Annotated in this window: 26 protein-coding genes and 3 tRNA genes; 16 read left to right on the top strand and 13 right to left on the bottom strand. The window is 39.1% G+C overall.

From position 1 onward, the window contains the following. Positions 1-25: 25 nt before the first annotated feature. From B9T26_RS11670 to B9T26_RS11640, 7 genes are all read right to left on the bottom strand, one after another. Positions 26-598: a hypothetical protein gene (locus B9T26_RS11670; protein WP_086199858.1), complete on the bottom strand. Its 573-nt coding sequence runs from the start codon at positions 596-598 to the stop codon at positions 26-28. A gap of 272 nt (positions 599-870) precedes the next feature. After that, positions 871-3291, bottom strand: a complete 2421-nt coding sequence (locus B9T26_RS11665; protein WP_086199857.1) for a DUF927 domain-containing protein — start codon at positions 3289-3291, stop codon at positions 871-873. Positions 3292-3392: 101 nt separating this feature from the next. Then, positions 3393-3590 (bottom strand): helix-turn-helix domain-containing protein, encoded by a 198-nt coding sequence (locus tag B9T26_RS11660; RefSeq protein WP_413772768.1) that lies wholly within the window; start codon positions 3588-3590, stop codon positions 3393-3395. Between the two features lie 17 nt (positions 3591-3607). Further along, positions 3608-3820 carry a helix-turn-helix transcriptional regulator gene (locus tag B9T26_RS11655; RefSeq protein ID WP_086199856.1) on the bottom strand — a complete coding sequence of 71 codons (213 nt, stop codon included), beginning with the start codon at positions 3818-3820 and terminating at the stop codon, positions 3608-3610. Between the two features lie 133 nt (positions 3821-3953). Further along, a complete protein-coding gene (locus B9T26_RS11650) occupies positions 3954-4667 on the bottom strand; it encodes a hypothetical protein (protein WP_086199855.1) in 714 nt (237 codons plus the stop codon). 276 nt (positions 4668-4943) lie between these two features. Next, the gene (locus tag B9T26_RS11645; RefSeq protein WP_086199854.1) at positions 4944-6269 is read right to left on the bottom strand and encodes a tyrosine-type recombinase/integrase; all 1326 of its coding nucleotides are present in this window, start codon (positions 6267-6269) and stop codon (positions 4944-4946) included. A 168-nt stretch (positions 6270-6437) separates the two neighbouring features. Beyond that, positions 6438-6513: transfer RNA gene (locus B9T26_RS11640), tRNA-Arg, on the bottom strand. A gap of 179 nt (positions 6514-6692) precedes the next feature. On the opposite strand from B9T26_RS11640, the gene B9T26_RS11635 reads away from it, so the two are divergent. From B9T26_RS11635 to B9T26_RS11605, 7 genes are all read left to right on the top strand, one after another. Next, positions 6693-7628 (top strand): ABC transporter ATP-binding protein, encoded by a 936-nt coding sequence (locus B9T26_RS11635; protein ID WP_086199853.1) that lies wholly within the window; start codon positions 6693-6695, stop codon positions 7626-7628. Beyond that, a complete protein-coding gene (locus tag B9T26_RS11630; RefSeq protein WP_086199852.1) occupies positions 7625-8398 on the top strand; it encodes an ABC transporter permease in 774 nt (257 codons plus the stop codon). Before B9T26_RS11635 ends, B9T26_RS11630 begins: the two co-directional genes overlap by 4 nt. Further along, complete coding sequence (gene queF, locus B9T26_RS11625; protein ID WP_086199851.1) at positions 8398-9213, top strand: NADPH-dependent 7-cyano-7-deazaguanine reductase QueF; 816 nt, start codon at positions 8398-8400, stop codon at positions 9211-9213. Before B9T26_RS11630 ends, queF begins: the two co-directional genes overlap by 1 nt. A 26-nt stretch (positions 9214-9239) precedes the next feature. Next, the gene (locus tag B9T26_RS11620) at positions 9240-9890 is read left to right on the top strand and encodes a hypothetical protein (protein ID WP_086199850.1); all 651 of its coding nucleotides are present in this window, start codon (positions 9240-9242) and stop codon (positions 9888-9890) included. Positions 9891-10667: 777 nt separating this feature from the next. After that, positions 10668-11669, top strand: coding sequence for a lytic murein transglycosylase B (mltB, locus tag B9T26_RS11615; RefSeq protein ID WP_086199849.1), 1002 nt, complete (start codon positions 10668-10670; stop codon positions 11667-11669). A 286-nt stretch (positions 11670-11955) separates the two neighbouring features. Continuing rightward, entirely contained in the window at positions 11956-12564 is a 609-nt protein-coding gene (locus tag B9T26_RS11610; RefSeq protein WP_086199848.1) for a septal ring lytic transglycosylase RlpA family protein, read from the top strand. A 275-nt stretch (positions 12565-12839) separates the two neighbouring features. Continuing rightward, positions 12840-13295, top strand: a complete 456-nt coding sequence (locus tag B9T26_RS11605; protein WP_086199847.1) for a DUF962 domain-containing protein — start codon at positions 12840-12842, stop codon at positions 13293-13295. 33 nt (positions 13296-13328) lie between these two features. Here the strand turns inward: B9T26_RS11605 and B9T26_RS11600 are convergent, their stop codons facing one another. From B9T26_RS11600 to rpsB, 3 genes are all read right to left on the bottom strand, one after another. Further along, complete coding sequence (locus B9T26_RS11600) at positions 13329-13859, bottom strand: DUF3465 domain-containing protein (protein ID WP_086199846.1); 531 nt, start codon at positions 13857-13859, stop codon at positions 13329-13331. A gap of 79 nt (positions 13860-13938) precedes the next feature. Then, entirely contained in the window at positions 13939-14814 is an 876-nt protein-coding gene (gene tsf / locus B9T26_RS11595) for a translation elongation factor Ts (RefSeq protein ID WP_086199845.1), read from the bottom strand. 139 nt (positions 14815-14953) lie between these two features. Then, a complete protein-coding gene (gene rpsB / locus B9T26_RS11590; protein WP_086199844.1) occupies positions 14954-15706 on the bottom strand; it encodes a 30S ribosomal protein S2 in 753 nt (250 codons plus the stop codon). A gap of 208 nt (positions 15707-15914) precedes the next feature. On the opposite strand from rpsB, the gene map reads away from it, so the two are divergent. The 3 genes from map (at position 15915) to B9T26_RS11570 (ending at position 18886) form a co-directional block, all read left to right on the top strand. After that, on the top strand, positions 15915-16742 hold the full coding sequence (gene map / locus B9T26_RS11585; RefSeq protein WP_086199843.1) for a type I methionyl aminopeptidase: 828 nt from the start codon (positions 15915-15917) through the stop codon (positions 16740-16742). Between the two features lie 208 nt (positions 16743-16950). Next, complete coding sequence (locus B9T26_RS11580) at positions 16951-17370, top strand: hypothetical protein (RefSeq protein ID WP_086199842.1); 420 nt, start codon at positions 16951-16953, stop codon at positions 17368-17370. A gap of 289 nt (positions 17371-17659) precedes the next feature. Then, the gene (locus B9T26_RS11570; protein WP_086199840.1) at positions 17660-18886 is read left to right on the top strand and encodes a pyridoxal phosphate-dependent aminotransferase; all 1227 of its coding nucleotides are present in this window, start codon (positions 17660-17662) and stop codon (positions 18884-18886) included. 110 nt (positions 18887-18996) lie between these two features. Here the strand turns inward: B9T26_RS11570 and B9T26_RS11565 are convergent, their stop codons facing one another. Next, on the bottom strand, positions 18997-19848 hold the full coding sequence (locus tag B9T26_RS11565; protein WP_086199839.1) for a DMT family transporter: 852 nt from the start codon (positions 19846-19848) through the stop codon (positions 18997-18999). Between the two features lie 296 nt (positions 19849-20144). On the opposite strand from B9T26_RS11565, the gene B9T26_RS11560 reads away from it, so the two are divergent. Together B9T26_RS11560 and B9T26_RS11555 are read left to right on the top strand one after the other, a co-directional pair. Next, positions 20145-20393, top strand: a complete 249-nt coding sequence (locus B9T26_RS11560) for a hypothetical protein (protein ID WP_086199838.1) — start codon at positions 20145-20147, stop codon at positions 20391-20393. A gap of 147 nt (positions 20394-20540) precedes the next feature. Continuing rightward, complete coding sequence (locus tag B9T26_RS11555; RefSeq protein WP_086199837.1) at positions 20541-20975, top strand: PaaI family thioesterase; 435 nt, start codon at positions 20541-20543, stop codon at positions 20973-20975. A 93-nt stretch (positions 20976-21068) separates the two neighbouring features. Here B9T26_RS11555 and B9T26_RS11550 read toward each other — a convergent pair whose 3' ends face one another. After that, entirely contained in the window at positions 21069-21527 is a 459-nt protein-coding gene (locus B9T26_RS11550; RefSeq protein ID WP_086199836.1) for a hypothetical protein, read from the bottom strand. A gap of 238 nt (positions 21528-21765) precedes the next feature. Here B9T26_RS11550 and B9T26_RS11545 point away from each other — a divergent pair. Then, positions 21766-21841: transfer RNA gene (locus B9T26_RS11545), tRNA-Asn, on the top strand. A 570-nt stretch (positions 21842-22411) separates the two neighbouring features. On the opposite strand, the gene B9T26_RS11540 is transcribed toward B9T26_RS11545, so the two are convergent. Next, positions 22412-23593, bottom strand: a complete 1182-nt coding sequence (locus B9T26_RS11540) for a S1C family serine protease (RefSeq protein ID WP_086199835.1) — start codon at positions 23591-23593, stop codon at positions 22412-22414. Between the two features lie 171 nt (positions 23594-23764). Here B9T26_RS11540 and B9T26_RS11535 point away from each other — a divergent pair, with 171 nt between their 5' ends. The 3 genes from B9T26_RS11535 to B9T26_RS11525 all read left to right on the top strand — a co-directional run bounded on the left by B9T26_RS11535 (position 23765) and on the right by B9T26_RS11525 (position 25532). Beyond that, on the top strand, positions 23765-24523 hold the full coding sequence (locus B9T26_RS11535) for a Nif3-like dinuclear metal center hexameric protein (protein WP_086199834.1): 759 nt from the start codon (positions 23765-23767) through the stop codon (positions 24521-24523). Between the two features lie 153 nt (positions 24524-24676). Continuing rightward, positions 24677-25303 carry a superoxide dismutase gene (locus B9T26_RS11530; RefSeq protein WP_086175333.1) on the top strand — a complete coding sequence of 209 codons (627 nt, stop codon included), beginning with the start codon at positions 24677-24679 and terminating at the stop codon, positions 25301-25303. A 153-nt stretch (positions 25304-25456) separates the two neighbouring features. Then, positions 25457-25532 (top strand) — tRNA-Asn (locus B9T26_RS11525). Position 25533: the final 1 nt, after the last annotated feature.

The raw sequence follows: 25533 nt of genomic DNA, 5'->3' as shown, positions 1-25533 counted from the left end.
AGCCCTTTTCACAGGGCTTTTTGACTTATTTATTTTGCTCTAACAAAACTTGCTTAATAACTTTCCAACCTGATTCTTCATCTAAGGCTAAAGTGTATTTAAATTTATTGGCAGGAAAATTATTCCCCCCGTCTTTACCGCCATAAATATCATCTGCATAGTTCCAACTAACGATCTCCAACAAACCGTCTTGTGTCTTCTTCATAGAGTTTATAAAACGGTAATTAGTAAAAGATGATCTAGTCGCCCATGCCTTCTCGTTATTATCACCTAAAGCATCATCAGTATTTACTAAAAATGGACGGCTTGTTGAGTATCTTGATACCTCAGAAATATATGCTGACATTGTACCTGAACCACCTTCACATCCTTTATCACCGCTCCAAAGAACATAATAGGTTGAACCTGTATAATCTTCTTTAGGAGGATGAATATTTACAATGTCCTTCAGTTCAACCTTACTTGTTGCACAAGCTACAGCATTAATATACTGATTCATCATTTTCATAATTGCTTGTTTATCTTGAAATTCAGTTGCGAAAGCAGCATTAGAAAAAATCCCTAAAGTTAAAGCAGCAACAATCGTTTTTTTCAGCATTAATTTCCCCTCTAGAATATAAATTATTGCCGCTCATATTAGTTTAATTTTCAATAAATAAGAAAAATATTGATAGATTTTATATGCAACATCAGCAACAAAGGCAACATCCCCACCATATAAGCCTTTGCGCCGTTACCTCTGTAAAACGGACTCGGGTAACAAAGGCAACAATCTATTCAATGCTGCCCTTGTTGCATCTCATTAAATCGAAAGGCAACACACTACAAGCTTCTATTTATAAGCCTGTTGCCCTAGTTGCCTGTGTTGCCTTATGCATTATCCATATCCCAACTAAAGATTGATTCTTTAATGGCATACACACGGATAGATTTACTTCTATTTGGTAATCGGACGGTTTTAGTTTTCTTCACCGTGTCATGCTCGAGTAGATCATGCTCCATCAGTACCTTTGCCACCTTGCGACTGTCATAACCTTTGCAGACTTCATTTTTAAATTGTTCAGGTAACACATAGAAAATCTTTTCATTCTTTTCGATCTTCCAATAACCGACACGATTCACAATACGCTCTTGGTTGTCTGCATCAGGTGTAATGGCTTCAAAACGACTAGATTCATTCGCCTCAAAAAACGCTTTCACATGAGCAATGATTTCTCTGTTCTCATAATCTCCCACATGCTCAAAACCACTTAACCAATGCTTAAACACTTTAGCAACGGCATTAAATGCTGTGCCTGATTGCCATCCTGTAATCTTGGCTTGTGTTGCCATTTCTCCTGCCGTTGCCACCATCGCAAAGTAGCTTGCCACTCGAGTGATATGCCCTTGTGTATGAACATCGACTAAACTTTCACGGTATTGGTTTAAAAGTTCTTTGGCTTGCTCCATACGCTCGGTTTTATCTTTGGTTAGATAATCCAACCATGCTTCACTCGCCACGCCGTAGCAGTCATTCATACGTTGGCTTAATTCAATCGCTTGCTTTGCACCATCCTCTGCAAAATCAATACAATCAAATACACCATATTGCGATTGATCTATATCGATATCGGCAAGTCTGATTTCCTGTCCTAGCTTAGTCTTTTGACCTTGCTCGAGCATGATTTCTTTCATGCTTTTTTCACCACTAGACAGAAATATAACTTTCCATTGGTACATGGTTTTGGCTGTAATTTGTTTGGTCATGCGACCTTTACCAATGCCATTGGCAAGCATATAAACAATATTTCCAAGCTCTTTTGGATTGGTAATTTCTCCAATTTCATCCAATACTAAAAAGCTGTCATTGTGCATAGAGGCTGTATGCTCAAGTGAATTGCCTGTTGCTCTCCATGTACGATAAAACTGTTCAGGATTGCCCCATACAGAACAGGCAAGATTTAAAGCTGTGCTTTTGCCTTTGGATGAGCTACCTTTAAAATGAAAACCGCATCCCTGTTGGTTCAATGGTCTAAGCAATTGCCCTGTAAAAGCAGTACATAAAGCAAAGACTAAAAAGCTGTGTTGCTCTACCAATTGCGCTACTTGGCTTCGCCATTGCTCCAGTGTGCCTTTGCTTTTATAACGATTGTCTAAGCCTGTCATCGCCTGATAAACAATGTGTTCATTCATCTGTCCATAGTGTTGGTGAGGTAATACAAATACATCACCATGCCAACCGACACGATCCACGCACAAGGCATATTGCTCGATGGGGTAATTCATCAAATAACACTGGAATAAGTTTCTGCCTCTTTGATCGGATGCAATTCTCACGCCCTGATTGGCTAAAGTGGTGCGAAGCTCTTTTCCATCCGTTTGGAAAAGTTCCATTGCCACCGCTTGAGTATGTTTGACCTGTTTGTCATCGTGCCACTCGAGCAACACCCCCCAATTGTTACTTGCGTCATCTCTCGTTTTAGCTTTGACCAAAATCGGACTACAGATAAAACGTGTCTGATCTTCATCCACAAAAAATATGCCGTCCTGTTTGATATGAAAGTATCCTTTCTCCCATTTCATCGGCTTGGCTAAATGTCCTTTCGGCAATGTGTATTGCTCAGGCAATAAAGCAATCGCATCCTTTAAAAATGCTTCGATTTCCAAAGCATCTTCATCCTGTGACAATTCCGTCAGATATTCATTTTCATCTATCACTTGAGATTGATTTAGCAGTCTAAGTTCTGTGTATTGTTCCAGCTTTTGAAATGGCTCAAGCTGTATATGTTCTGCTCTGACTGGCATGTATAAGCGTTTATATCCAGCTTTACATAATTGATTCACCACAGATTGAATCTGCTCAAAATCGAATGCCTTGAGTTCTTTTAATGACGGTCTGCACAAGCCAGACAATATCACCAAAACAACTGCGTAACTCGTTTGAGCGATTTTGAAAAATGCTTCCAAGTTATATGTAATGATTACAGGCCGATCTTTTTGCAATTCGCCGTAGTAAGCGAATCCTTTTTCCAGGCCATCAGGTATGACTTTGACAGGCTGTTTATTCTGTAATACTGCACATTGCACCAATTCAAACTGTGCATTCACTACAGGTAAAATCAAAGGTTGTTCATATTGAATACCGTTTAAATTCACGGTTATTTCATCTATATGAATACTCTGTTCCGGACTGCCAAAACGTTCAATCACGGGATGACGCAAATAAGCATCATCTTGTGGATTATATTTTCGACAATTTGCTAGAATGTCCAAAGGCTGTTCTAAGCTTGGGGTTTCATGAATTGCAGTCATGTTATCCCCTTAATGCTTAGATGAATAATTAACAAAAACTAGCGTCAACATTAAAATGACACCTAAAATAATTGTGTAAATAAGGTCTTTCCAAAATTCTTTCATGATTGCTTTCCTCGCAACTCATAACGTGCATGATTTCCATTACTCAATGTGTTTTTCTCATAATGAGTTTTAATGTCATAACCTCCACTGCGCAGACGATTAATAACCGCACTTAGGCGATAACACTTGAATAGTTTTATTGCTTCGGCTTGCGTGAGGGTGTTGCCATTATCTAAATGGTTTAAGACTTTAATTTGATGGTTGTGAATGATTAAACCTCCCCTTGAGTAGAAGACTTTTGAGCTTCATGCCATGCCATGAGTTCAGCATAATCAAAGTAGACTGGACTCTGTTTAGCTGTTCCCATTTTGATTGGTTTTGGAAAGCTTTCATCTGTGCGCATACGATGCCGTAAAGTTTCACGGCTAATATCTAACAGCTCACATGTTGTTTTGAATTGAATGCGGATTGGTTTGATAGTCATAAAAAACCCATACATGAAAGAGTATGGGTAAGTTTTATCTATGACGTAATTAACTTCATTGCAACTGCAAAAAATAAAAATAAAAATGCAAAATTATTATTTTTAAGTTATTGTTTTTTTAAGTTTAAATTTATTATTTCTTGCAATCATTAAAGGCTTTATTGGCTTTCGAGAAAATTTCATCTAATTTACGAGAACCTAGTTGTGCATCTGTATTTTTAAGTAGTTCAACAATCGTTGATACTATAGCACTTTGAATTCTATCAGAACGTCCTAGCTTATCTTTTTGATAAAGTCTTCTTTCTTCCAGCATTGCCCCAATAACTTCCAAATATTTTTTATGCAATGCTTCTTCAGCTTTCAAAGTCTCATTCGATTTTTTATTAACTTGAATCGCGCTATTACCTTTAGGTTGTAAATATTTTTTTTCACTATTAATATTTAAAAAATCTTTTTTATTTACGCCAATTTCATCTAGCCAAATCCTCAAAGGGTCAAAATCATAAAGCTGTGATAGCTGCCAAAAATAATCTTGGTATTTTTCTTTTGCATTAGTATCTATCTTTTTTATCCCGCACTTACTATCACTCACGACATTATCTTGAAAGTACCTTATGATTTCTGCTGTACCATGCTCCCAATGGCTATCCTTACCATCGTTTATGTCCTCAATAATTCCATCGCTATAGCAATAAAAGCACTTAATATTTTTTTCTATTTTATGGAAAATCAAAAAATCCAATACACTCTCTACAGACTCCCCCTGATCCAACTCCGCAATTTTTTCTATTGTATCTGCGATAGCCATATATTCTTTAGTAATGCGAATATGATCTAACAGTCCCATCTGTCCCCCTCAAACTCCGTAAGTACTTTTTTATTTGCACTAACACAGATTTTTTTATTTAAAACTATAAGTTTGTATATTTTGTCATCTAATTATCTAAATTGAAATCATGAGTATTCACTTAATATTAATAATTTTTTTAGACAATTTCTCAGTTCGTACCTTTTGTTATGATTATTAGTACGCATTACGCAACAAACTGCGTACTCTTTCATTAATTTTTTTAATGCTCATCATCTTAATAAACATTAAGAATGGTCTTAAAATCATTAAGTGTTAATTCTTCAACTTCGCATATTTGAAATTAATTACATCCTTACTCAATAATCTCTGTGTAAAGTCATAAGGACTTATAAAAGTTTCTTGGTTAGCATCCAAATAGTCACTCCACCAATTTAGCATTGCTTTACGTTCTTCCATATATTCCGCTTGATGGGTATAAGCCAAACGTACTTGATCACGCTCTTGATGACTCATTTGTTTTTCTACAGCTTCTTTTTGAAATAATGTACTTTGTACTAAGGCAGAACATGCCATCCCCCTAAAGCCATGTCCACATACATCTTTTTGTGTGTCATAGCCAATACGGCGCAAAGTGTCGTTTACAACCTTGTCACAGATAAAGCCTTGGGGGTCGCCATTCTTTGGAAAAACATTATTAGTCATTCCACTATAAATTTTAATTTCATTTAGAATTGAAAGAACTTTAGGTGACAACGGGATAAGATGCTCAGTTTTCATCTTTGCACCACGATCAGAGAAAAGCTGTCCTTTGACGAATTCACGTACTGCTGGAATCGTCCAAATTGCATTCTTAAAATTAAACTCTGTCCAACGTGCAAATCTTATTTCACTTGAACGAGCAAACACATGCAAAGTAAATGCCGTACATAGACGTGTTAAAGGATAGCCACTATCTGCTTTAAGCCTTTGCAGTAATTCAGGCAATTGCTCTAATGGTAATTGAGGATAATGTTTTGTCTTTTTGGTCAGTACAAAGACATCTTTTAAGAAATAAGCTGGGTTATCCTCAATCAAGCCTCTAGAAATTGCATAAGCAAAAATGGCATTAAAACGCTGGCGTGATTTCTTTAAGACTTCGGTTAAGCCTTTTTCTTCTATTGAACGTAAAACTGTGACTAAATCTTTTGACTTCACTTCATCAATCGGTTTATCACCAATTAAAGGAAAGACATAGGTTTCTAAAACGCGTAAAGCCTTAATAGATGTATGCTCAAGCCATCTGCCTGTATTGGTATATTCCTTATGCCAATCCCTAGCCACTGATTCAAAACTAAATGCATTACTCTTTTTAATTTTTTGAGTGGTTTCATATTCGATGGGGTCTATATCTTGAGCAAGTAGCTTTTCATATTCACGGCGTTTATCTCTCGCCTGTTTTAAAGTTAAAGATGGAAAGTTGCCTAATGTCATCAATCCATCTTTACCATTGGCTTTTTTATATTTATATCGCCATACCTTTGTACCGGTTTTGCGAACGAATAAAATTAAGCCATTCCCATCATATAAAGAATAGTCTTTATCTTTCGGTTTTGTGCTTGAACACTTCGAATCTGTCAGGGGGATAATGTGCTTAGCCATAGTAAATAAGGATACAAAAAATGATCGAATCCATTATATCCTCATTTATATCCTTATTCTTTGCAACTGTATCCTGATAAGTTAAGGTGTATTTTGGTATATAAATAAGATTAAGATACTAATTTTAAATAACTTTTAACTATATTTTGTTTTATTCTTTTAAGAAATTGGTGCGCTCAGCGGGACTCGAACCCACGCCACAGGCTTCGGAGACCTGTACTCTATCCAGTTGAGCTATGAGCGCGCGATGCACATCATAACAAAAAAAACCGTAACGTAAAGCAACTATATATAAGTCATCAATTTTTGTGCTTATACTTTGAGCAATGTTCCAGAATTGCAACACACAATTCCTGCTTATTTACTTGGTTTATTCAGCCAGATCACTCACAATACTCATACTATTCACCAGGTAAGAATTTCATGACTGATGCATTGACTTTGAAGGACGTATCTAAAACCTATCGCAACGGTTTTCAGGCACTCAAAGGTATTAATTTAACGGTACCCGATGGTGAGTTCTATGCCCTTCTTGGTCCTAATGGTGCAGGAAAATCCACCACCATCAGCATTATCAGCTCACTGACAAAAAAAACCTCCGGTACAGTGGAAATTTTTGGCCACAATCTGGATACCCATCCTTCAGCAGCAAAACAATGCCTAGGCGTGGTGCCGCAAGAATTTAACTTTGGCCAGTTTGAAAAAACCTTTGATATTTTGGTCACCCAAGCCGGCTATTACGGTATCCCTAAAAAAACTGCAGAAAGCCGTGCTGAAGAATATCTGGAAAAATTAGGCTTATGGGAAAAACGCGGTACACAGGGGCGTATGCTTTCTGGCGGGATGAAACGTCGTTTAATGATTGCCCGTGCCATGATGCACCAGCCTAAACTGCTTATTTTAGATGAGCCGACTGCCGGGGTCGATATTGAACTGCGTCGTTCCATGTGGGATTTCCTTACAGAAATGAATGAAAAAGGCACCTCTATCATTCTGACCACGCATTATCTAGAAGAAGCTGAAATGCTCTGCCGTCGCATCGCTATTATCGACCGCGGTGTAATTAAGGAAGATACCAGCATGAAATCTTTCCTCAATCAGCTGAGTGAAGAATCCTTTATTTTCGACTTGGTTGAACCGATTCAACCGATCCATCTGGAAATTATCGGCGTTCGTTTTAATTTAATTGATCCTGTCACCTTAGCAGTGACTATGGACAAGGCTCATACATTAAATGAACTGTTTCAACTTTTGGAAGCACAAGGCATTCAAGTCCGCAGCATGCGTAACAAGTCGAACCGCCTGGAAGAACTGTTCGTGAAAATGGTCGAAAAAAATCTTGATGGAGCTGCGCAATGAACTTTAATCAACTCAGCGTTGCGCTATATACCCTTGTGCATAAAGAAGTGCGCCGTTTTATGCGCATCTGGCCACAAACCTTATTGCCGCCTGCCATTACCATGAGTCTGTACTTTGTGATCTTTGGTAATCTGGTCGGTTCGCGAATTGGTCAAATGGGTGGCTTTAGCTATATGCAGTTTATTGTACCCGGCCTGATTATGATGGCGGTGATCACCAACAGCTATGCCAATGTCTCTTCCAGTTTCTTTAGTGCCAAATTCCAAAGAAGCATTGAAGAACTGATTATGAGCCCAGTACCTTTACACATGGTTCTTTGGGGCTATGTGATTGGTGGGGTGTGTCGTGGTGTACTGGTCGGCATTATTGTGACTGCCATGAGCATGTTCTTTACCGACTTATATATTACCAACTGGTTCGTAACTATATATACAGTACTTATTACCTCATTCTTATTTTCATTGGGTGGTTTTATTAATGCAGTTTATGCAAAATCATTTGATGATATTTCAATTATTCCCACTTTTGTACTGACTCCACTCACCTATTTAGGTGGTGTATTCTATGCCATTAGTGCTTTAAGTCCTTTTTGGCAAAATCTCTCTTTAATTAACCCGATCGTATATATGGTCAATGCCTTCCGTTTCGGCATTCTAGGTCATAGTGATGTCAATGTTTCCATTTCATTGACTGTTATTACCCTATGCTGTGTTGTGCTTTACGGTATAGCTTACTATTTACTTTCTCGTGGTTCAGGAATGCGTGAATAATGAGTGTAGAACATTCTCTATTAGGTAAAGACACCAATTATCCAACAGAATATCAACCCGATATTCTGTTTCCCATTGCACGTGCACAAGCGCGTGAAAAATATGCCCATGTTGAAGGCATTCAGCAAGGTAAAGACTGGTGGCATGTTTTTGAGATTTCCTGGCTCAATGCGGCCGGCATTCCTCAAGTTGCCATCGGTCGTATCACTTTGCCGGCCTCTTCTCCCAACCTGATCGAATCAAAATCATTAAAGCTCTACTTTAATAGTATGAACTTCACCCCATTCGATTCAAAAAACGCTTTTATTGCGACGGTTGAAAAAGATTTATCTGCGGCAGCAGGTGCTCCTATCACCCTGACTCTATTTCAGGCCGATGAGTTAACCATTGCTCAACCGGAAGGGATATGTATTGACGATTTAAGCCCTGAACGATTAGAAAGTCATCCAGATGCAACTTTATTAAAATTAGATACAGAAAATAGTGATGAAGTTGAAATTCAGCTGTATTCACATTTATTACGCAGTAACTGTCCAGTTACTGGCCAGCCGGACTGGGGTACAGTTTTTATTCGATATCAGGGTAAAAAACCTTGTTATCGCAGTATTTTAGCTTATATTATTTCTTACCGTCAGCATAATGGATTCCATGAACAATGTGTGGAACAGATGTTTGCCGACATCTGGCAGAACCTTGCTCCAGAAAAACTGATGGTATATGCAACTTATACACGTCGTGGCGGATTAGACATCAACCCTTGCCGTGTATCGGATGCGACATGGATGCCTCGCCCCATTCGTTTGGCGCGACAATAAAATGAAGAACATTGAGGTTTTTTAACATGCCATTTTTTGGTTTTATTCCGACTGCAGAATTATTAACCAGTATTCAAACAGCTCAGGAAAAGAGAAATTCCAGCGAACCGCTTTATCCTTTACGCGACAAAACAGCATTGCTAATTAATGAAGAAATCATTGATGCTATTTTGACTGAGCTTGTGCGTCGTTTTCCGGCCAGTGATAAACGTGATACAGCTGAAAAACTTGCGGGTTATATCAAATCAACCGTTGCTGTTTTATTGAAACAATTAATGAGTAAATCTTCAAATGATGTGGTCAAGCAATCGATTGAGTTTTCTGAAAAAAGCTTGTTTAAAGATGCTGAAGGCAACTTCCGCGTAGGTGAATCATTAGATGCAAGCCTGGTGACCAATCTTAAGCATAGTTATGCGGAAATTAAAGCCGGGAATGAAATCAACAAAGCAGCGCTCACGGAATCGTATAAGCAATTTGCTGAAGCGACCGTGCGTCATTTTATGAGCGACTTTAATAAGACCCTTGATTTAGGCATGATTAAACGTAAAGCTGCTGATTTAGGCTCAGCTGCAGTGATTAAAGCCGTACATATTGCAGTGGATAAAATCATTCCAAATCTGAATAAAGATGAGTTGAAGGCACTTGCTGAATATCACGATACTTTATTCCATGCTTAAGCATTTATAAAATTATCGAAAACCTAGCCATGGCTAGGTTTTTTATTGTCCAATTCCAGCTCAAATGCTGAAGAGTTCATACTTTTTATCAGCCTTTAACTTGATTCACTTCCTACTGCACGATTTTTGCTGTATTGATTTCAGAAACATCTTCTGCATTACTTTTTCCATTTATTTTTATATCCAGATTATTGCTATATAAAGTGATGATGAAAGTTAAATTCTGCCCGATTTTATTTTTTCTTAGAGTGTGCCTTATTCCTAAGTTTCTCCCATTTAACCTTTATAGCAAGTCGAATAAAGAATAAAGATTTCACTTCCGAACCTTGAGTTCATATGGATACTTAAGCGGGCTATTTCTAACTTTTTAAATAGTGATAAAGACTGATGGCTTTTCAACCAAACACCATTTAAAAATGTCCAATCGCGACTAAATTCCTTACTCGAAACCGAGATAGCTCGTATTATGACAAGTCATGTAAAGATTAAGTCTGATTGATGAAAATTGCTCAATCTTTTTATTGTTCTGCTCAGGAGAATAAAGCCCGGCTTAGAGTATCCGCCTGAGAGGTGGATTTACGCGCAGTCTCTCCATGTTTGTCTTTTTTTGTATGCATACTGGTTGATATAGCCTTGGTCAATGCTATCTTAGCCCCTTAGAAAAATTCCGTTATCTTTCATGAGATGGATTTTCGGCAATTATATTTGTAATGCTGTCTTTTAGCATCGTGATGTCGATTTACACACACTGATTATGTTTTTGGAACTTTGAGTAATATGTTAAGTATCAACTTTTATAACAAAATGAAACGTCTTCCTTTACTTCTCGGTGCACTTTCCATCACCAGTTTCTGTCAGGCCAATGATTTTTACAACGATCCTGCTTATAACAGCTTTAAGCAAAAAACCATGCAGACCTATGGCTTAAGCGCAGAGCAAGTCGATTGGGCCATGAACGGGTCAAAAAACCTGCCTAATATCATCAATATTATGAATCGTCCTGGGGAAAGTAAGCCCTGGTACGAATATAAAACCAATTTTATGGCCGAAAGCACCATTCAGCGTGGGGTGCGCTTTAAAAATCAGTATGCCGATACCTTAAACCGTGCCGAACAGCAGTTTGGTGTACCACAATCGGTCATTTTAGGCATTTTAGGGGTAGAAACCGGTTTTGGTGCCAATAAAGGCAATTTCATCACCCGAGATGCCTTGGCGACCTTAGGTTTTGGCTATGAACGTCGTGCGCAGTATTTTCAGGATGAACTCGCGGCATTGATTGCTTGGACCTATAAAGATGGGGTACCTGCCAGCTCGGTAGTAGGATCCTATGCCGGTGCTATTGGCTATCCGCAATTTATGCCGAGTAACATTACGAAATTGGGGGTGGACTATGATGCAAATGGACATATCGACCTAAGAAATTCTGCCGTGGATGCCATTGGTTCTATTGCCAACTATTTGGCTCAACATGGATGGCAACGTAACCAACCGATTGGCTTTGCTGCCCGCTATAGTGGAAATAATTCCACTGCTATTATTGCCAAAGATTTGGAACAACCTACTCCCTATGGTGCCTTAAAAAATCAAGGCATCACTGCAACCAATCCGATTGTGAAAATTGATGACCTGGATATGGTAAATATTATTCAACTTCAAGATAGTTATGGCCCTATTTACTATATTACTTATCCAAATTTTCAGGTGATTACGACATATAACAAGAGTCGAATGTATGCCACAGCGGTATGGCAATTAGGCACTGAAATCGCCAGCCGTTAAGGCTGGTTTTTACCAAAAAACAATAAAGTCAATAATTTTTTTCGTAAAATAGCTCACAAATTAGACCTTTTACATACATTGTTACAATATTGATCATATTTTGATCGAAAAATGATATATTTCTGTAGTTTTTGTAATTATTTTAATTAAAGAGTAGACAGCTTTAGCTTGGCATGAATATTATCCATCTCGTCGAATGTAGTTGCAAAAGAGAATTAACAGACTTGATAGCTTAATTTTCAATCGCTTAATTGAAATGAAAGCAACGGTCTTTAGGAGTTTAATAATGCAGTCTTCAATAAAATATATTTTAGCCTTATCGGCCACTTTTGCCCTGAGTCAGTCTCAAGCAGAACTGGTGCAGTCATCATTCAATACGGATCATGACAACTCACGTTTAGCCACACGTGTATTAAATAAAGATGCTCAAACCTTTAACTCGCACTTTTCAAATTTAAACAGCCTCTCAATCACTGAGCGTTCTGGTGATAAAATTCGTCGTCAAACTATTGCTGCGAAAATTGAAATCCCTAACGATGAGCCTTCAGTGATTGAAAAGCTAAACACTGTCGCTTCTAACACAGTACGTAAATTTAGCCAAACTGGTGCAGCCTCTTGGTACGGTCGCCAATTCCATGGCCGTAAAACTGCAAGTGGCGAAACATTCGATATGAATGGTTTGACTGCAGCTCACCGTAGCTTGCCATTGAACTGCTATATTCGCGTGACCAATAAAAACAATGGTAAAAGCGTAGTCGTAAAAGTAAACGATCGTGGTCCATTCCATGGTAACCGTGTTCTAGACTTGTCTTATGGCGCTGCAAAACAGTTAGGTATTACCAATGCAGGTACTGCAAAAGTGAATATCGAACGTGTGGATGGTCCAAATTCATAAAACCTTGCCAGACTCCTGATACATTTGACTTAAAAGCCACTTCTTGTGGCTTTTTTAATGCCTGGCCAAAATTGCAATCCCTCCGCCTTCTCATTACGATTCAACATCACCCTCACTTTGTGACCCAGCATCCAGCATTAGTCCTGCGCGCATCATATGAGTGATGAATTGCTGGTGCTGAATTTTGACCGGCACTACTTTCTCGTTTATATTTTATCTCAATAAAAAAAAACTTAGATTGATGGATATTCATCAATAAAAAACCGGAGTGAAAAATGAAAACAATAACAGAATGGTTGGATGAATATAGTGAGAGCCATCAGAACAAAACCAACAAAGCCATTCACTGGGTTTGTGTACCCGCAATCCTGTTTTCAATTATCGGCATACTGGCTCATTTCAGCGCGTTATTGACAGCCCTGCTTCTGGTTTTAACTTTGCTCTTTTATGCACGCCTAGACTTAGTCCTTGCTGTCGCAATGGCTGCCCTCATTATCGTTATGGCATGGCTGATTTTTATTTTGCCTGTAGGAACAGGATTTTATATTACGCTTTTCGTTTTAGCATGGATTGGGCAGTTTTATGGCCACAAAGTCGAAGGAAAAAAGCCTTCATTCTTCAAAGACCTCCAATTCCTCCTCATTGGCCCTGCATGGTGCATGAATACCTATCTAAACAAACTACTACCAAAATATAAAACACGTCAAAAATCGCAAATCAGCGCAATTTAAGGCCTATTATCGTTTTAGCCTTCTGAAGAACCTTTATTGATAGGTTCTTCCTTTATATTTCAACCAACCGTCCGTATGTCTTTGTTGTGGATCATGATGAGTCCAGTGAATTACTCCACCTTTTTCAGAGTATTCATATTCCCCATAGAACTCGAGTGCATCTCCCTTTTGCAAACCATCAATACGAGGACTTAAATCAATATTATGAGCCACCAAAACGGTTAAGCCATTCTGCAATTGCAGAATAAATTTTTGATGGCGTGAACCGTTGTTATCATCCGCTAAAACCGCTTTGACTATTCCGCTAGACCGAACCTGTATATCACTTTTTTGTGTTTGAAATGCCTGCTGAATTTTTGCATCATCATTATCAAGCGGTAAATTCTCAGACTTAGAATCTACATGAGTTTGAGAACGTTCTTTCTCTACCAGAATTTGGTTTTGCAGTTTTAAGTCTTGAACAGTTTGAGTAGAAGCAGGTTGTTTTTGTAAATCCACTCCAAAATAGGCAGCAATTAAAACAATAATAACTGCACCTATTCCCATCTGAGCTTTATTCGCCATCTTTGTCCTTCTCTCAAAATTTTAAACTATTCATAAAAAAAGCCCTCTAACGAGGGCTTTTTTTGCAAATAATCAGAGATTATTTTGCAGCAGCTTGAGCAGCAGCAACTTCTTCAGCGAAAGAAAGTTCAGCTTTTTTCTCAATACCTTCACCCACTTCGAAGCGAACGAATTCAACAACTGTAGTAGCAGTTGATTTAAGAACATCAGCAACTTTCTTGTCATTGTCGATTACGTACATTTGACGCTCAAGAACAACTTCATTCAAGTATTTTTCAACTGAACCAGTCACCATTTTTTCAACGATGTTAGCTGGTTTACCAGATTCTAATGCTTTCGCTTCAGCAATTTCTTTTTCTTTAGCGATAAGATCAGCAGAAACGCCTTCAGCATTTACAGCAACCGGGTTGAACGCAGCAACGTGCATTGCAATACCTTTACCAGTTTCAGCAGAACCTGTGTAAGCAACTACAACACCGATTTTTAAACCGTGTTTGTAAACTGCAAGGTTTTCGCCTTCAACAATTTTCGCACGACGTACTTGGATGTTTTCACCGATTTTTTGAACAAGAGCAATACGCGCTTCTTCAACAGTAGAACCATCTTCAAGTTTTAATTCAGCAATTTTAGCAGCGTCAGTTTCATTTGCAGCAAGAGCAGCAGCAGCAACTTTAGCAGAGAAACCAGCAAAGTTTTCGTCTTTAGCAACGAAGTCAGTTTGGCAGTTTACTTCTACAAGAATCGCTTTGTTGCCTTCTTGAACGATAGTGATTGCACCGTCAGCAGCAATGTTACCAGCTTTTTTAGCTGCTTTTGCTTGACCAGATTTACGAAGGTTATCAATCGCTAATTCGATATCACCGTCCGCTTCTGTTAATGCTTTTTTACATTCCATCATTGCTAGGCCAGTACGGTCACGCAATTCTTTTACCATGCTCGCAGTAACTGCAGTCATGTTATTCTCCTAAATACGGTAGAAAATGAATCTGTTCAACAAAAACGGCCCAAAGTGTTCTCTGGGCCGTTTTGCTTGCTTGACGCTTAATTTGCCACGATTACATGTCGCAAAAATGACAATTCTGCGTCAAAACGCATTAAGCCTCTGGAGCTTCTTTAGCAGCTTCGTCGCCTTTAGCTTGAGCATTTGCTTGTGATTGAGCGTACTCTTTACCAGCAAGGATAGCATCAGCCATAGCAGAAGCGTAAAGTGTAACCGCACGGATCGCATCATCGTTACCAGGAATAACGTAATCTACGTTGTCTGGGTTAGAGTTTGTATCAACGATACCGATTACAGGAATACCAAGGTTTTTAGCTTCTTTAATCGCGATTGATTCGTGGTCAACGTCAATTACGAATAATGCGTCAGGTAAACCACCCATGTTTTTAACGCCGCCTAAAGCACGTTCAAGTTTTTCCATTTCACGAGTACGTTCTAAAGCTTCACGTTTAGTAAGTTTAGCGAAAGTACCGTCAGTAGATTGAGTTTGAAGATCTTTTAAACGGTTGATAGATTGGCGAAGTGTTTTCCAGTTCGTCAACATACCACCTAACCAGCGGTGGTCTACATATGGTTGACCAGCGCGTTGAGCTTGTTCACGAATGATGTTAGAAGCAGCACGTTTAGTACCAACAAACAATACTTTGTTCTTTTTGCTTGCAAGATTGTTAACAAAGTTCAAAGCATCATTTAACGCAGGAACAGTGTGCTCAAGGTTGATGATGTGAATTTTGTTACGCGCACCAAAGATGTATTCGCGCATCTTTGGGTTCCAGAAACGAGTTTGGTGACCGAAGTGAGCGCCTGCTTGAAGAAGGTCGCGCATGCTTACGTTGTAATCTGCCATTTTCTTTACCTTAAAGTTTGGGTTAGGCCTCCATATATCCGCATTCTCCACCCTTGCAGGCACCCAGAGAAATGTGTCGATATATGTGCGGATTTTATTGCCCCATCGCACAAAGCCCGTGAAAATTTATTCACGAAAAAGCATTTGATAAAATGGGCGGCTATTTATACCATAGTCACACACAAATTTCCAAAAGTTTTTAAAGATCATGAACAGTACTTACGAAGCTCCCCGCCGTTTAATCAAAACACCTGAAGAAATTGAGAAAATGCGTGTGGCGGGTCGACTGGCGGCTGAAGTTTTGGATATGATCAAACCGCATATCAAACCGGGTGTATCTACCCTGGAATTGGATACGATTTGTCACGATTATATTGTGAATAAACAAGATGCCATTCCTGCTTGCCTCGGCTATGGCGCAGCACCTGGCCGTCCAGCTTTCCAACACGTGATTTGCACTTCAGTCAACCATGTGGTGTGTCACGGCATTCCATCTGAAAGTAAAATTTTGAAAAAAGGCGACATCCTCAATATTGATGTCACTGTGATTAAAGATGGTTATCACGGCGATACCAACATGATGTATATCGTGGGTGGTGAAACTTCAATTCTGGCCAATCGCTTATGTAAAGTGGCACAAGAAGCCATGTACCGCGGCATGGAAACGGTTAAACCAGGTTCGACCATTGGTGATATTGGTCATGCCATCCAGAAATATGTTGAATCCGAACGTTTTGGCGTAGTACGTGAATACTGTGGTCATGGTATTGGTACCGTATTCCATGATGAACCGCAAGTTTTACACTATGGCCAAGCGAATACTGGCATGGTGCTTGAAGAAGGAATGACTTTTACCATCGAGCCTATGGTCAATGGTGGTGACTGGAAAACTAAAATTTTAGGTGACAAATGGACGGTGGTGACCAAAGACCACAGTTTGTCAGCACAATATGAACACACCCTTTTAGTGACTAAAACCGGTGTTGAAGTATTGACTGCCCGTCCTGAAGAAGATCTGTCTCGTTTTAATGCTTAGTTCTTCTTGGCATCTTGGCTATAAATAAACACTCAAAAGGCTACATCTGATGTAGCCTTTTTTTATTTTGATTCTCTTTTTAATTCTTCTGTTTGTGCTTTTAAATTTAACCTTTAGATATTGTGTCCAAAATCCATACAGTTCTGAATTGATTTTTCAGTCATTTCCACCATACTGAACAGCTTCGTAATTCACCCCAGAGATGTTCATGTCCAATTTTAGCAATGTCACCGTCACCCAGAATGATGATGAATCTGTATCACTGTTAATTGACCAAAAACCCATCTCTGAACGCTATGGCATGAAATTTAGTGCTAGCATTGTGGATGAGCTCAAGGCTCTGGCAAATGGTCAAAGCATGAAATTATTCGATCAGTTTGTATTTTCACATACCGATTTAAACTTTGAGCATAGTTACCGTTATGTGACTTGCATCCTCAATGAAGAAGCAGCTTATAAAGTGACGCGTAATTTTGTTTATACCATTACCGCGCAAGGTCAGCAGCCTATTGAACATGTCATTAGCAAACAGGGTCAACCAATGACCACTGCTGATGTACATGAGTTTATCAATAGCCATTTGCAAAAATCACTTAATGATTACACCGATTTAAATTATGCTTATTAATGATTCAATTTGATTATTAAAGCCAGCAAAACACTGCAATCCATTCATATTATTCTCGGATTGCAGTGTGATCATGTGCTACATAATATTTATCCCATTCATTTAAAAAATATTATTTTTTATCCTCTGGCCGATAAGCCACTCAATTTTTTATCACCATTCAAATACCACTTAACCAAGCAACACACTTTTTTCAGATATCAGTGCATTCTCTCTCCCCTTTTTGGCGCAATTTAAGCTAAGATAGTGTGCTTTTTATTTTTTAATCCCTATAAGAAGGAATACTGCCGTGGACGTACGTCTCTCTGATCGTGTAAATGCCATCAAACCGTCCCCTACACTTGCTGTTACCAATAAAGCTGCTGAACTTAAAGCTGCTGGTAAAAACGTAATTGGTTTAGGCGCAGGTGAACCAGATTTTGACACCCCACAACACATCAAAGATGCAGCCATTACTGCTATTAACAACGGTTTTACTAAATATACCGCTGTTGACGGTACTCCAGGTCTTAAAAAAGCGATTATCGCGAAATTTAAACGCGACAATAACCTTGACTATGCAGCAAACCAAATCCTGGTTTCTTGCGGTGGTAAACAATCATTCTTTAACTTGGCACTTGCTTTGTTAAACAAAGGTGATGAAGTCATCATCCCTGCACCATACTGGGTAAGCTATCCAGACATGGTGATCATTGCTGAAGGTGTTCCTGTAGTTGTTAAATGTGGTGAAGAACAACGTTTCAAAATTACACCAGCTCAATTAGAAGCTGCGATCACTGACAAAACTCGTTTAGTGGTATTAAACAGCCCATCTAACCCGACTGGCATGATCTACACTAAAGCTGAATTAGAAGCTTTGGCTGAAGTGCTTCGTAAATACCCAGAAGTACTTGTTGCTTCTGATGACATGTATGAACCAATCCGTTGGGACGACGAATTCTATAACATCGCAACTGTTGCACCAGACCTTTACGATCGCGTAATCGTATTGAACGGTGTATCTAAAGCGTATGCAATGACTGGCTGGCGTATCGGCTATGCAGCGGGTCCTGCTAAACTGATTGGTGCAATGAAAAAAATCCAGTCTCAATCAACTTCAAACCCGACTTCAATTTCACAAGTTGCTGCTGAAGCTGCATTGAATGGTCCTCAAGACGTACTTGAGCCAATGATTGAAGCATTCAAACGTCGTCACGACTTAGTGATGGACGGCTTAAATGCAATCAACGGTATTTCTTGCCTTCCTGCTGACGGTGCATTCTATGCATACGCAAACATCAAACCATTGATTCGTGCCAAAGGTTTAAAATCTTGCACAGAATTCTCTGCATGGTTACTGGAAGAAACTGGTGTAGCGGTTGTTCCTGGCGATGCATTCGGTCTTGGCGGCTTCATGCGTATTTCTTATGCAACTGCTGACGAAGTACTTGTAGATGCGCTTGCTCGTATCAAAAAAGCTGCTGATTCAATCGAAGGCGTAGACGCTGCGATTGCTTCAATTGCTGCTGAAAAATAATCTGCTTTTTTAAAAGCAAGATTAAAAAAAACCCGCTCTTGAAGCGGGTTTTTTATATTTTCAGATGCAAAGAATTATATACAACACTAAAAATAGCTAAAATTTTTCAATTATGATTTCACTTTAAACGCTGAATTTGACCCAGACTTATCAAAAACAACCAGAGCAATTCCCACCAAAACAATCACCGCAGAAATAATAATTCTCCAGCTTAAAGTCTCACCAATAAACAGCACACCGCCTAAAATAGCTAAACACGGCACAGACAGCTGTACACTGCTAGCCGTCACACGGTCAATCTGCTTCACAATGCTATACCACAGCACATAAGCCCCACTGGAAGCTAAACCGCCAGATAAGAGCGCCAAAAGTATTCCTTGAATATGCACAAAACTCTGTGGGTAAAAAGCGATGTACGCCAGCAACACAAAAGGAATGGCTATCACAAAATTTGCCAATGTACTTGCCAATGGATTTTGCATATTTTTGCCCGCAATGCTGTACATGGCCCAGCCTATACCCGAAAGCACCATTATCGCGGCATAACCTAAATGAGGTGCCGAGGCGCCAGGAAGTAAAAGAATCAGAATGCCTAAAATCGCAATAGCTAATCCTAAGCTACGTCGCATATTGATTTTTTCACCATGACACAAGCCATAGCCAACCATGCTTAACTGGACTGTGCCGAATAAAAGCAATGCCCCTACACCCGCATCAATATGCAAATAAGCCAATGAAAAAGCAATGATATACAGCGCTAGAAAAAATCCGTTTTTAATATTCCATCTTATTTTGGTTTTATGCCCAGAAAGCATATAGAGCAGCAACAAAACAGCTGCACCGCTGCATACCCGAATCAGGCTAAAACTCATGGGATCAATCTGCTGTTCTGCCAGTGCCAGACGACATAAAACCGAATTGGCGGCAAAGGCCAGCATCGCAATGCTAATTTTCAGCAGCATGTTTGAGCGTCCTTATTCAACTGCATCGCTTAGATATAGCGAATTCCACTTATGAAATCCATAAGGCTTTTCTACTTATGCTTATTCAATTCATAGATTAGCCAGATGAAGAGCACACAACAACATCCAGCTTACTAAGCACTTAAAATCGACGCTTAAACTGCATGATTTCTTACTGTTCAAATCCAATAAAATACTTTTTTTGATACATTTAACTTTTTAATATCTTTGTAAAAAGTTTCATTTAAACTTTAAAATACGTTCAAATAATGCAGATAGACAATCGAGGGCAGCGTATGCGCTATAAAATTATTGATGTATATCAAAAAGAAAATATTAAACGCTATATTGCCAAGTGCTTAAAGCCCCGCTCCCCTCAGTTTATTATTATTGAAAGCCCGCAAACCCTCTGCCTGAATCTAGACATTATTGATGTTAACCCAAAAACATCAGTCACCACTTGGGCCACAGGCGAGGAAATCGCCATGAAAATTCTGCAGCAATTTGACAGCTTTGATAAAACTTATCTGTCTTATAGCCACTAAATGAATCAATCTATCTTATAAGCGCAAATTCAAATCCTCTGGAATGGACTGAGCGTTCCATTTACACGCGTTGACGTTCAGTCTGTTTTTTGATTAATTGGTTTTAAGTTCCAAAAAGGAACCTAATTCAAATTAAGGACGAACAGAATGAATCCTCAACAAATGTCTGGCTTAGAAATTATGCAGGCAATGTGTGCCGGAACACTTCCAGCACCTTCCATGAGCGAAACCATTCCCATGCTGACTGGAAAAGTCGAACTGGGTAAAGTGCATTTTAAAGTCAAAGCGGACCAGCGCCATTTGAACCCGCTTGGCGGCGTGCACGGCGGGTTTGCCGCCACAGTCTTAGACTCAGTTACCGGATGTGCAGTTTTTTCCATGCTGGAAGCAGGCATTGGCTACGGCACAATCGATTTAAATGTAAAAATGTGCCGTCCAATTCCGCAGAACAAAGAACTCCTCGCAATTGGCACAATCATTAATATTAGTAAGAACCTGGGTATTTCTGAGGGGAAAATTGTCGATGAAGATGGCAAACTTTATGCTCATGCTACTGCAACTTGCATGATTATCCGTGCATAGCACATCCTGATCATTCAATGAGTATTGAAAGATGGTGAGAGAGCTAAGTCATCTGCTAAGCTCTTGTGCTCATATACGATTATTGATGCATAATTAAACAGCTGATTTAAATGATTTTGTGAGTGCTGATAAAGACACTTCCGGACGAGAAGTTCCCTTATAGATACATAAATACTTAAATACGCTATCCAGAGAAACCGAGAGTTTTTTCTGTTCCGAAACCGACCACACTTTAGAATTGTTACGTCCCGATAAAGCACTACCATTCAATTGATACAAATATAGGTCATGCTCACGCTGCAAGGGCTGTTTACGTCCTTTGGAATAGCTGTCCAGGAGCAATTGACAGGGTGAATCGATTAACCATTTATTGCTGAACCACAACTGCAATAAATCGCCCAGATATAAAGCTTGAGTGTCCACAGGCCAGACCTGAATATAAGCATCCTCTACGGCTGTCTGGTAGCGCTCTGGATCTTGAATGATAGAAAGATAATTGTCTTGATAAAAAGATAAATTTGAAAAAATTTCGGCAATCGTCAGCGTATGCATTCGCTTTCTCCTGTTTAGCCATTTTAGTGCTGGCAAGTTGGTTTAAATCCACACTGTTTGAACTTTCATTCAAACGCTTTGTTATGCATTTAATCTAACAAGCCGATTTTGGCTGTGCAAGTTTTTTTAACGTTTTTGATTTATTTGTCTAAATAAAAAGCATACAGCACAAAAATTAAGGAATCATGACACTTTTAGCTTGACCCCCCACAAAATCTCCTTATAATCGCATGCAGATTCTCCAATAGCTCAGTCGGTAGAGCGACGGACTGTTAATCCGCAGGTCCCTGGTTCGAGCCCAGGTTGGAGAGCCAAATACGAAAAAGCCCGCAGCATTAAAGCGGGCTTTTTTTTGCCTAAATCATTCATAACGATTTAAATCATCATAAAAACAATGATCTTAATTTCCTGTTTTTAAATTAAATCTGTGAATGTCTATTCGATATCAAGTTACCCTATTCATAGCCATACATTTTTAGAGATATAGAAAAGTCATTTTGAAATAATAAACTTTTTTCATAAGTCATTTTTCAATTATGACAAGTCGTTTATAAAGCCAAAATTAAAAATAAATTTTAGCAGGTATTGGAATTATGAGAGTGGCATGGATGCCACATGTTTCCCATCACGACAAGGATGTTGTGTATGGGAAACAAAAGGTTTTTGTCTACTTTTGACCTTTCAAAAGTAGAGATATCGCCTACGCAAAGGTATAAAAATAAGATCAATTAAATATGAGGCAGTGCTGATTTAAAAAATCTAATATTAAATATTTTTTGATTTACGTAAGTTATCTAATGAGTAAGCAATAAAAGAAAAAGCGCATCGAAATGCGCTTTTTCTTTATTCACCCTATCTGAATATAGATGAATCTAAAGAATATTTTATTGCTGAGGTAAAGGAATATATTGTGAATTGTTATTCTGCGCTTTACGTTCAGTCACCACTACATTCAGGGTTAAAGGTTTCTCATCTCGAACCACTTCAACTTTAATGGTGCTATTTGGAGCTTGCAATGCAACATAATTAATCAAGTGAGAAGCAGAATTAATTGGTTCTCCATTGACTTGAATAATCTTGTCGCCTTTTTGAATTCCCGCTTTGGCTGCAGGCCCCTGAGGAAGTACATCCGCAACCACAACACCTGTTTGCTTAGGCTCAAGAATGTTTTCCTGTTGCACCGGCATCAGGCTGATTCCCAACCAGCCACGAACCACACGACCATCTTTCAAAATTGAATTCAGAATTTGCTGACATACTTTCGCAGGAATGGCAAAACCAATCCCGAGTGAACCACCAGATTGAGAGAAAATCGCCGTGTTGACCCCAATCAGATTACCAGCCACATCAATCAATGCACCACCAGAGTTACCCGGATTAATGGCCGCATCGGTCTGAATAAAGTCTTCATAGGTATTAATACCCAAATCCGAACGGTTGGTTGCAGAAATAATCCCTTGTGTTACGGTTTGTCCCACACCAAACGGGTTACCAATCGCAAGCACCACATCCCCGACTTCATTTCCACTCAATTTAAAAGGCAGTACCGGAAGTTTATCCAGCTCGATCTTAATCACAGCAAGATCTGAATCAGGGTCTGTACCAATCACTTTTGCAACTGCACGACGTCCATCATTCAACCCAACCACAATTTGTTCGGCCTGAGCAATCACATGATTATTGGTTAAGATATAACCATCCGCACGAACAATAACTCCTGAACCCAGGCTATTTTCGTTTGGTTCCTGACCAAATTGTTCTGGAACCTGATCACCAAAAAACTCACGAAATGCAGGGTCATTTAACAGCGGATGCTCAGCCTTATTCACTTTCTGAGTGGTAAAAATATTCACCACGGCAGGCGCTGCAACTTTAACTGCCGCACTATAAGAACTGACTCCACCTGTTCGGTTGGTATTCACTAATGGCTCTACTTTTTCTACAGGCATTTTTATACCATCAGCCGCAACAGGTGCTTTGGGCTTTTGATTTTGCTGCCATACTAGAAAACCGAGAGTAACCAAAATGAGTAAAACCCAAGGTAACCATGAAAAGGTGCGACGCACGTTAATTTCCTCTAACAATATTTTAATTCGTTGATGACTAAGTAATTTATGTGCCATTGTAAAATGAAATAGAGATGGAAACATAAAAATAATTCAAGAGTTTTGTGATGCTTTAGTTACAATTTAAAATATGGTTTGATGAGATTAAATATTTAGAGTCCCGGGACATTTATGGCAAAGCTCAACGAGATTATTCAGTGGTGTGATCAGACCCTGAAATCACACGAATTTAAAGACTATGCACCAAATGGTTTGCAAATTGAAGGCAAACCCGAGGTCAATAAAATTTTGTGTGCAGTAACTGCATCACAAGATGCGATTGACGCAGCCATTGCACAAGGTGCGGACTTGCTCTTGGTTCATCATGGTTATTTCTGGAAAGGTGAACCCTACCCGATTACCGGTATGCGTGGTAAACGCATTAAAAGCTTGATTCAGCATGATATCTCTTTGCTAGGCTATCACCTGCCCTTAGATTCGCATCCTGCTTTAGGCAATAACGCTGCCATTGCTGATATTTTAGAACTTGAACAGATTGAAGCTTTAGATCCTGGCGAACGTAACCCGATTGGCAATATTGGTTATTTAAAACAGCCCATGTCTGCCGAAGACTTTAAGCAGTATGTATCGGAACGTTTAGGTTTTAATGCCATTCATCTACCTGCAGATAAAAAATCAATCCAGAAAATCGGTTTCTGTACTGGTGGCGCACAAGATTTTATTGGCAAAGCGGCGGAGCAAAACTGTGATGCCTACATTTCCGGTGAAGTCAGTGAACGGACGTTTTATGAAGCCAAGGAATTGAATGTGCATTATTATGCCTGCGGACATCATGCAACCGAACGTTATGGTGTGCAACGACTGGCAAAAGCTATTTCAGAACAGTTTGATATTGAGTATAGTTACTTCGAATTAAACAATCCGATTTAATTCAACATGAGCGGTTTTACATTTTCTTTATACGTATAAATTCAGGCTTTATTCTGTATTGTTATTTATAAGCAATGCGCAATTTTCCTCAAGAATCTATTACAATAAAGCCACTTAATGTTAAAACCCAGCAAAATGCAAGGAATTGAAAACATGACAACCATTACTTTACCAGCACTTCCATACGGTTATGAAGATCTTGCTCCGCACATCAGCAAAGAAACTTTAGAATACCATCACGACAAGCACCACAACACTTACGTTGTAAACTTGAACAACCTGATCAAAGGCACAGACCTTGAAGGTAAAACTTTAGAAGAAATCATCACTGCAACTGCTGGCGATGCTGCTAAAGCTGGCGTATTCAACAATGCGGCTCAAGTTTGGAACCATACATTCTACTGGAACTGTATGGCTAAAAACGGTGGTGGTAAAGCGACTGGTGCTTTAGCTGCTAAAATTGATGAAGCTTTCGGTTCTTACGAAAAATTTGCTGAAGAATTTGCTGCTGCTGCAACAACTCAATTCGGTTCAGGTTGGGCTTGGTTGGTTGCTGACCAAGTAAATGGCAACCTTTCTATTCTTAAAACTTCAAATGCTGATACTCCACTTGCTCACGGTAAAGTTGCAGTATTAACGATTGACGTTTGGGAACACGCTTACTACATCGACTACCGTAATGCACGTCCTGCTTACATCAAAACTTTCCTAGAAAGCTTGGTAAACTGGGACTACGCTAACGCTAAACTTGCAGGTCAAGCTGCTGGCGTTGAAAAATAAGATTTAAAATTATTTTTCCGTTTAAAAAATCACCCTTTATGGGTGATTTTTTTGCTTTTGCATCCTAAACGAATATTAATGAAGCAAATGATTCATTTCTTTACATTATCTGGTTGACGACTTGAGTTTTCATCCCTAAAATGCGCTTCAGATTCTCCAATAGCTCAGTCGGTAGAGCGACGGACTGTTAATCCGCAGGTCCCTGGTTCGAGCCCAGGTTGGAGAGCCAT

The organism is Acinetobacter sp. ANC 4169 (genome assembly GCF_002135355.1).
In the GTDB taxonomy this organism is placed as follows: Bacteria; Pseudomonadota; Gammaproteobacteria; order Pseudomonadales; family Moraxellaceae; genus Acinetobacter.
This window is presented reverse-complemented; position numbering and strand designations above follow the sequence as displayed.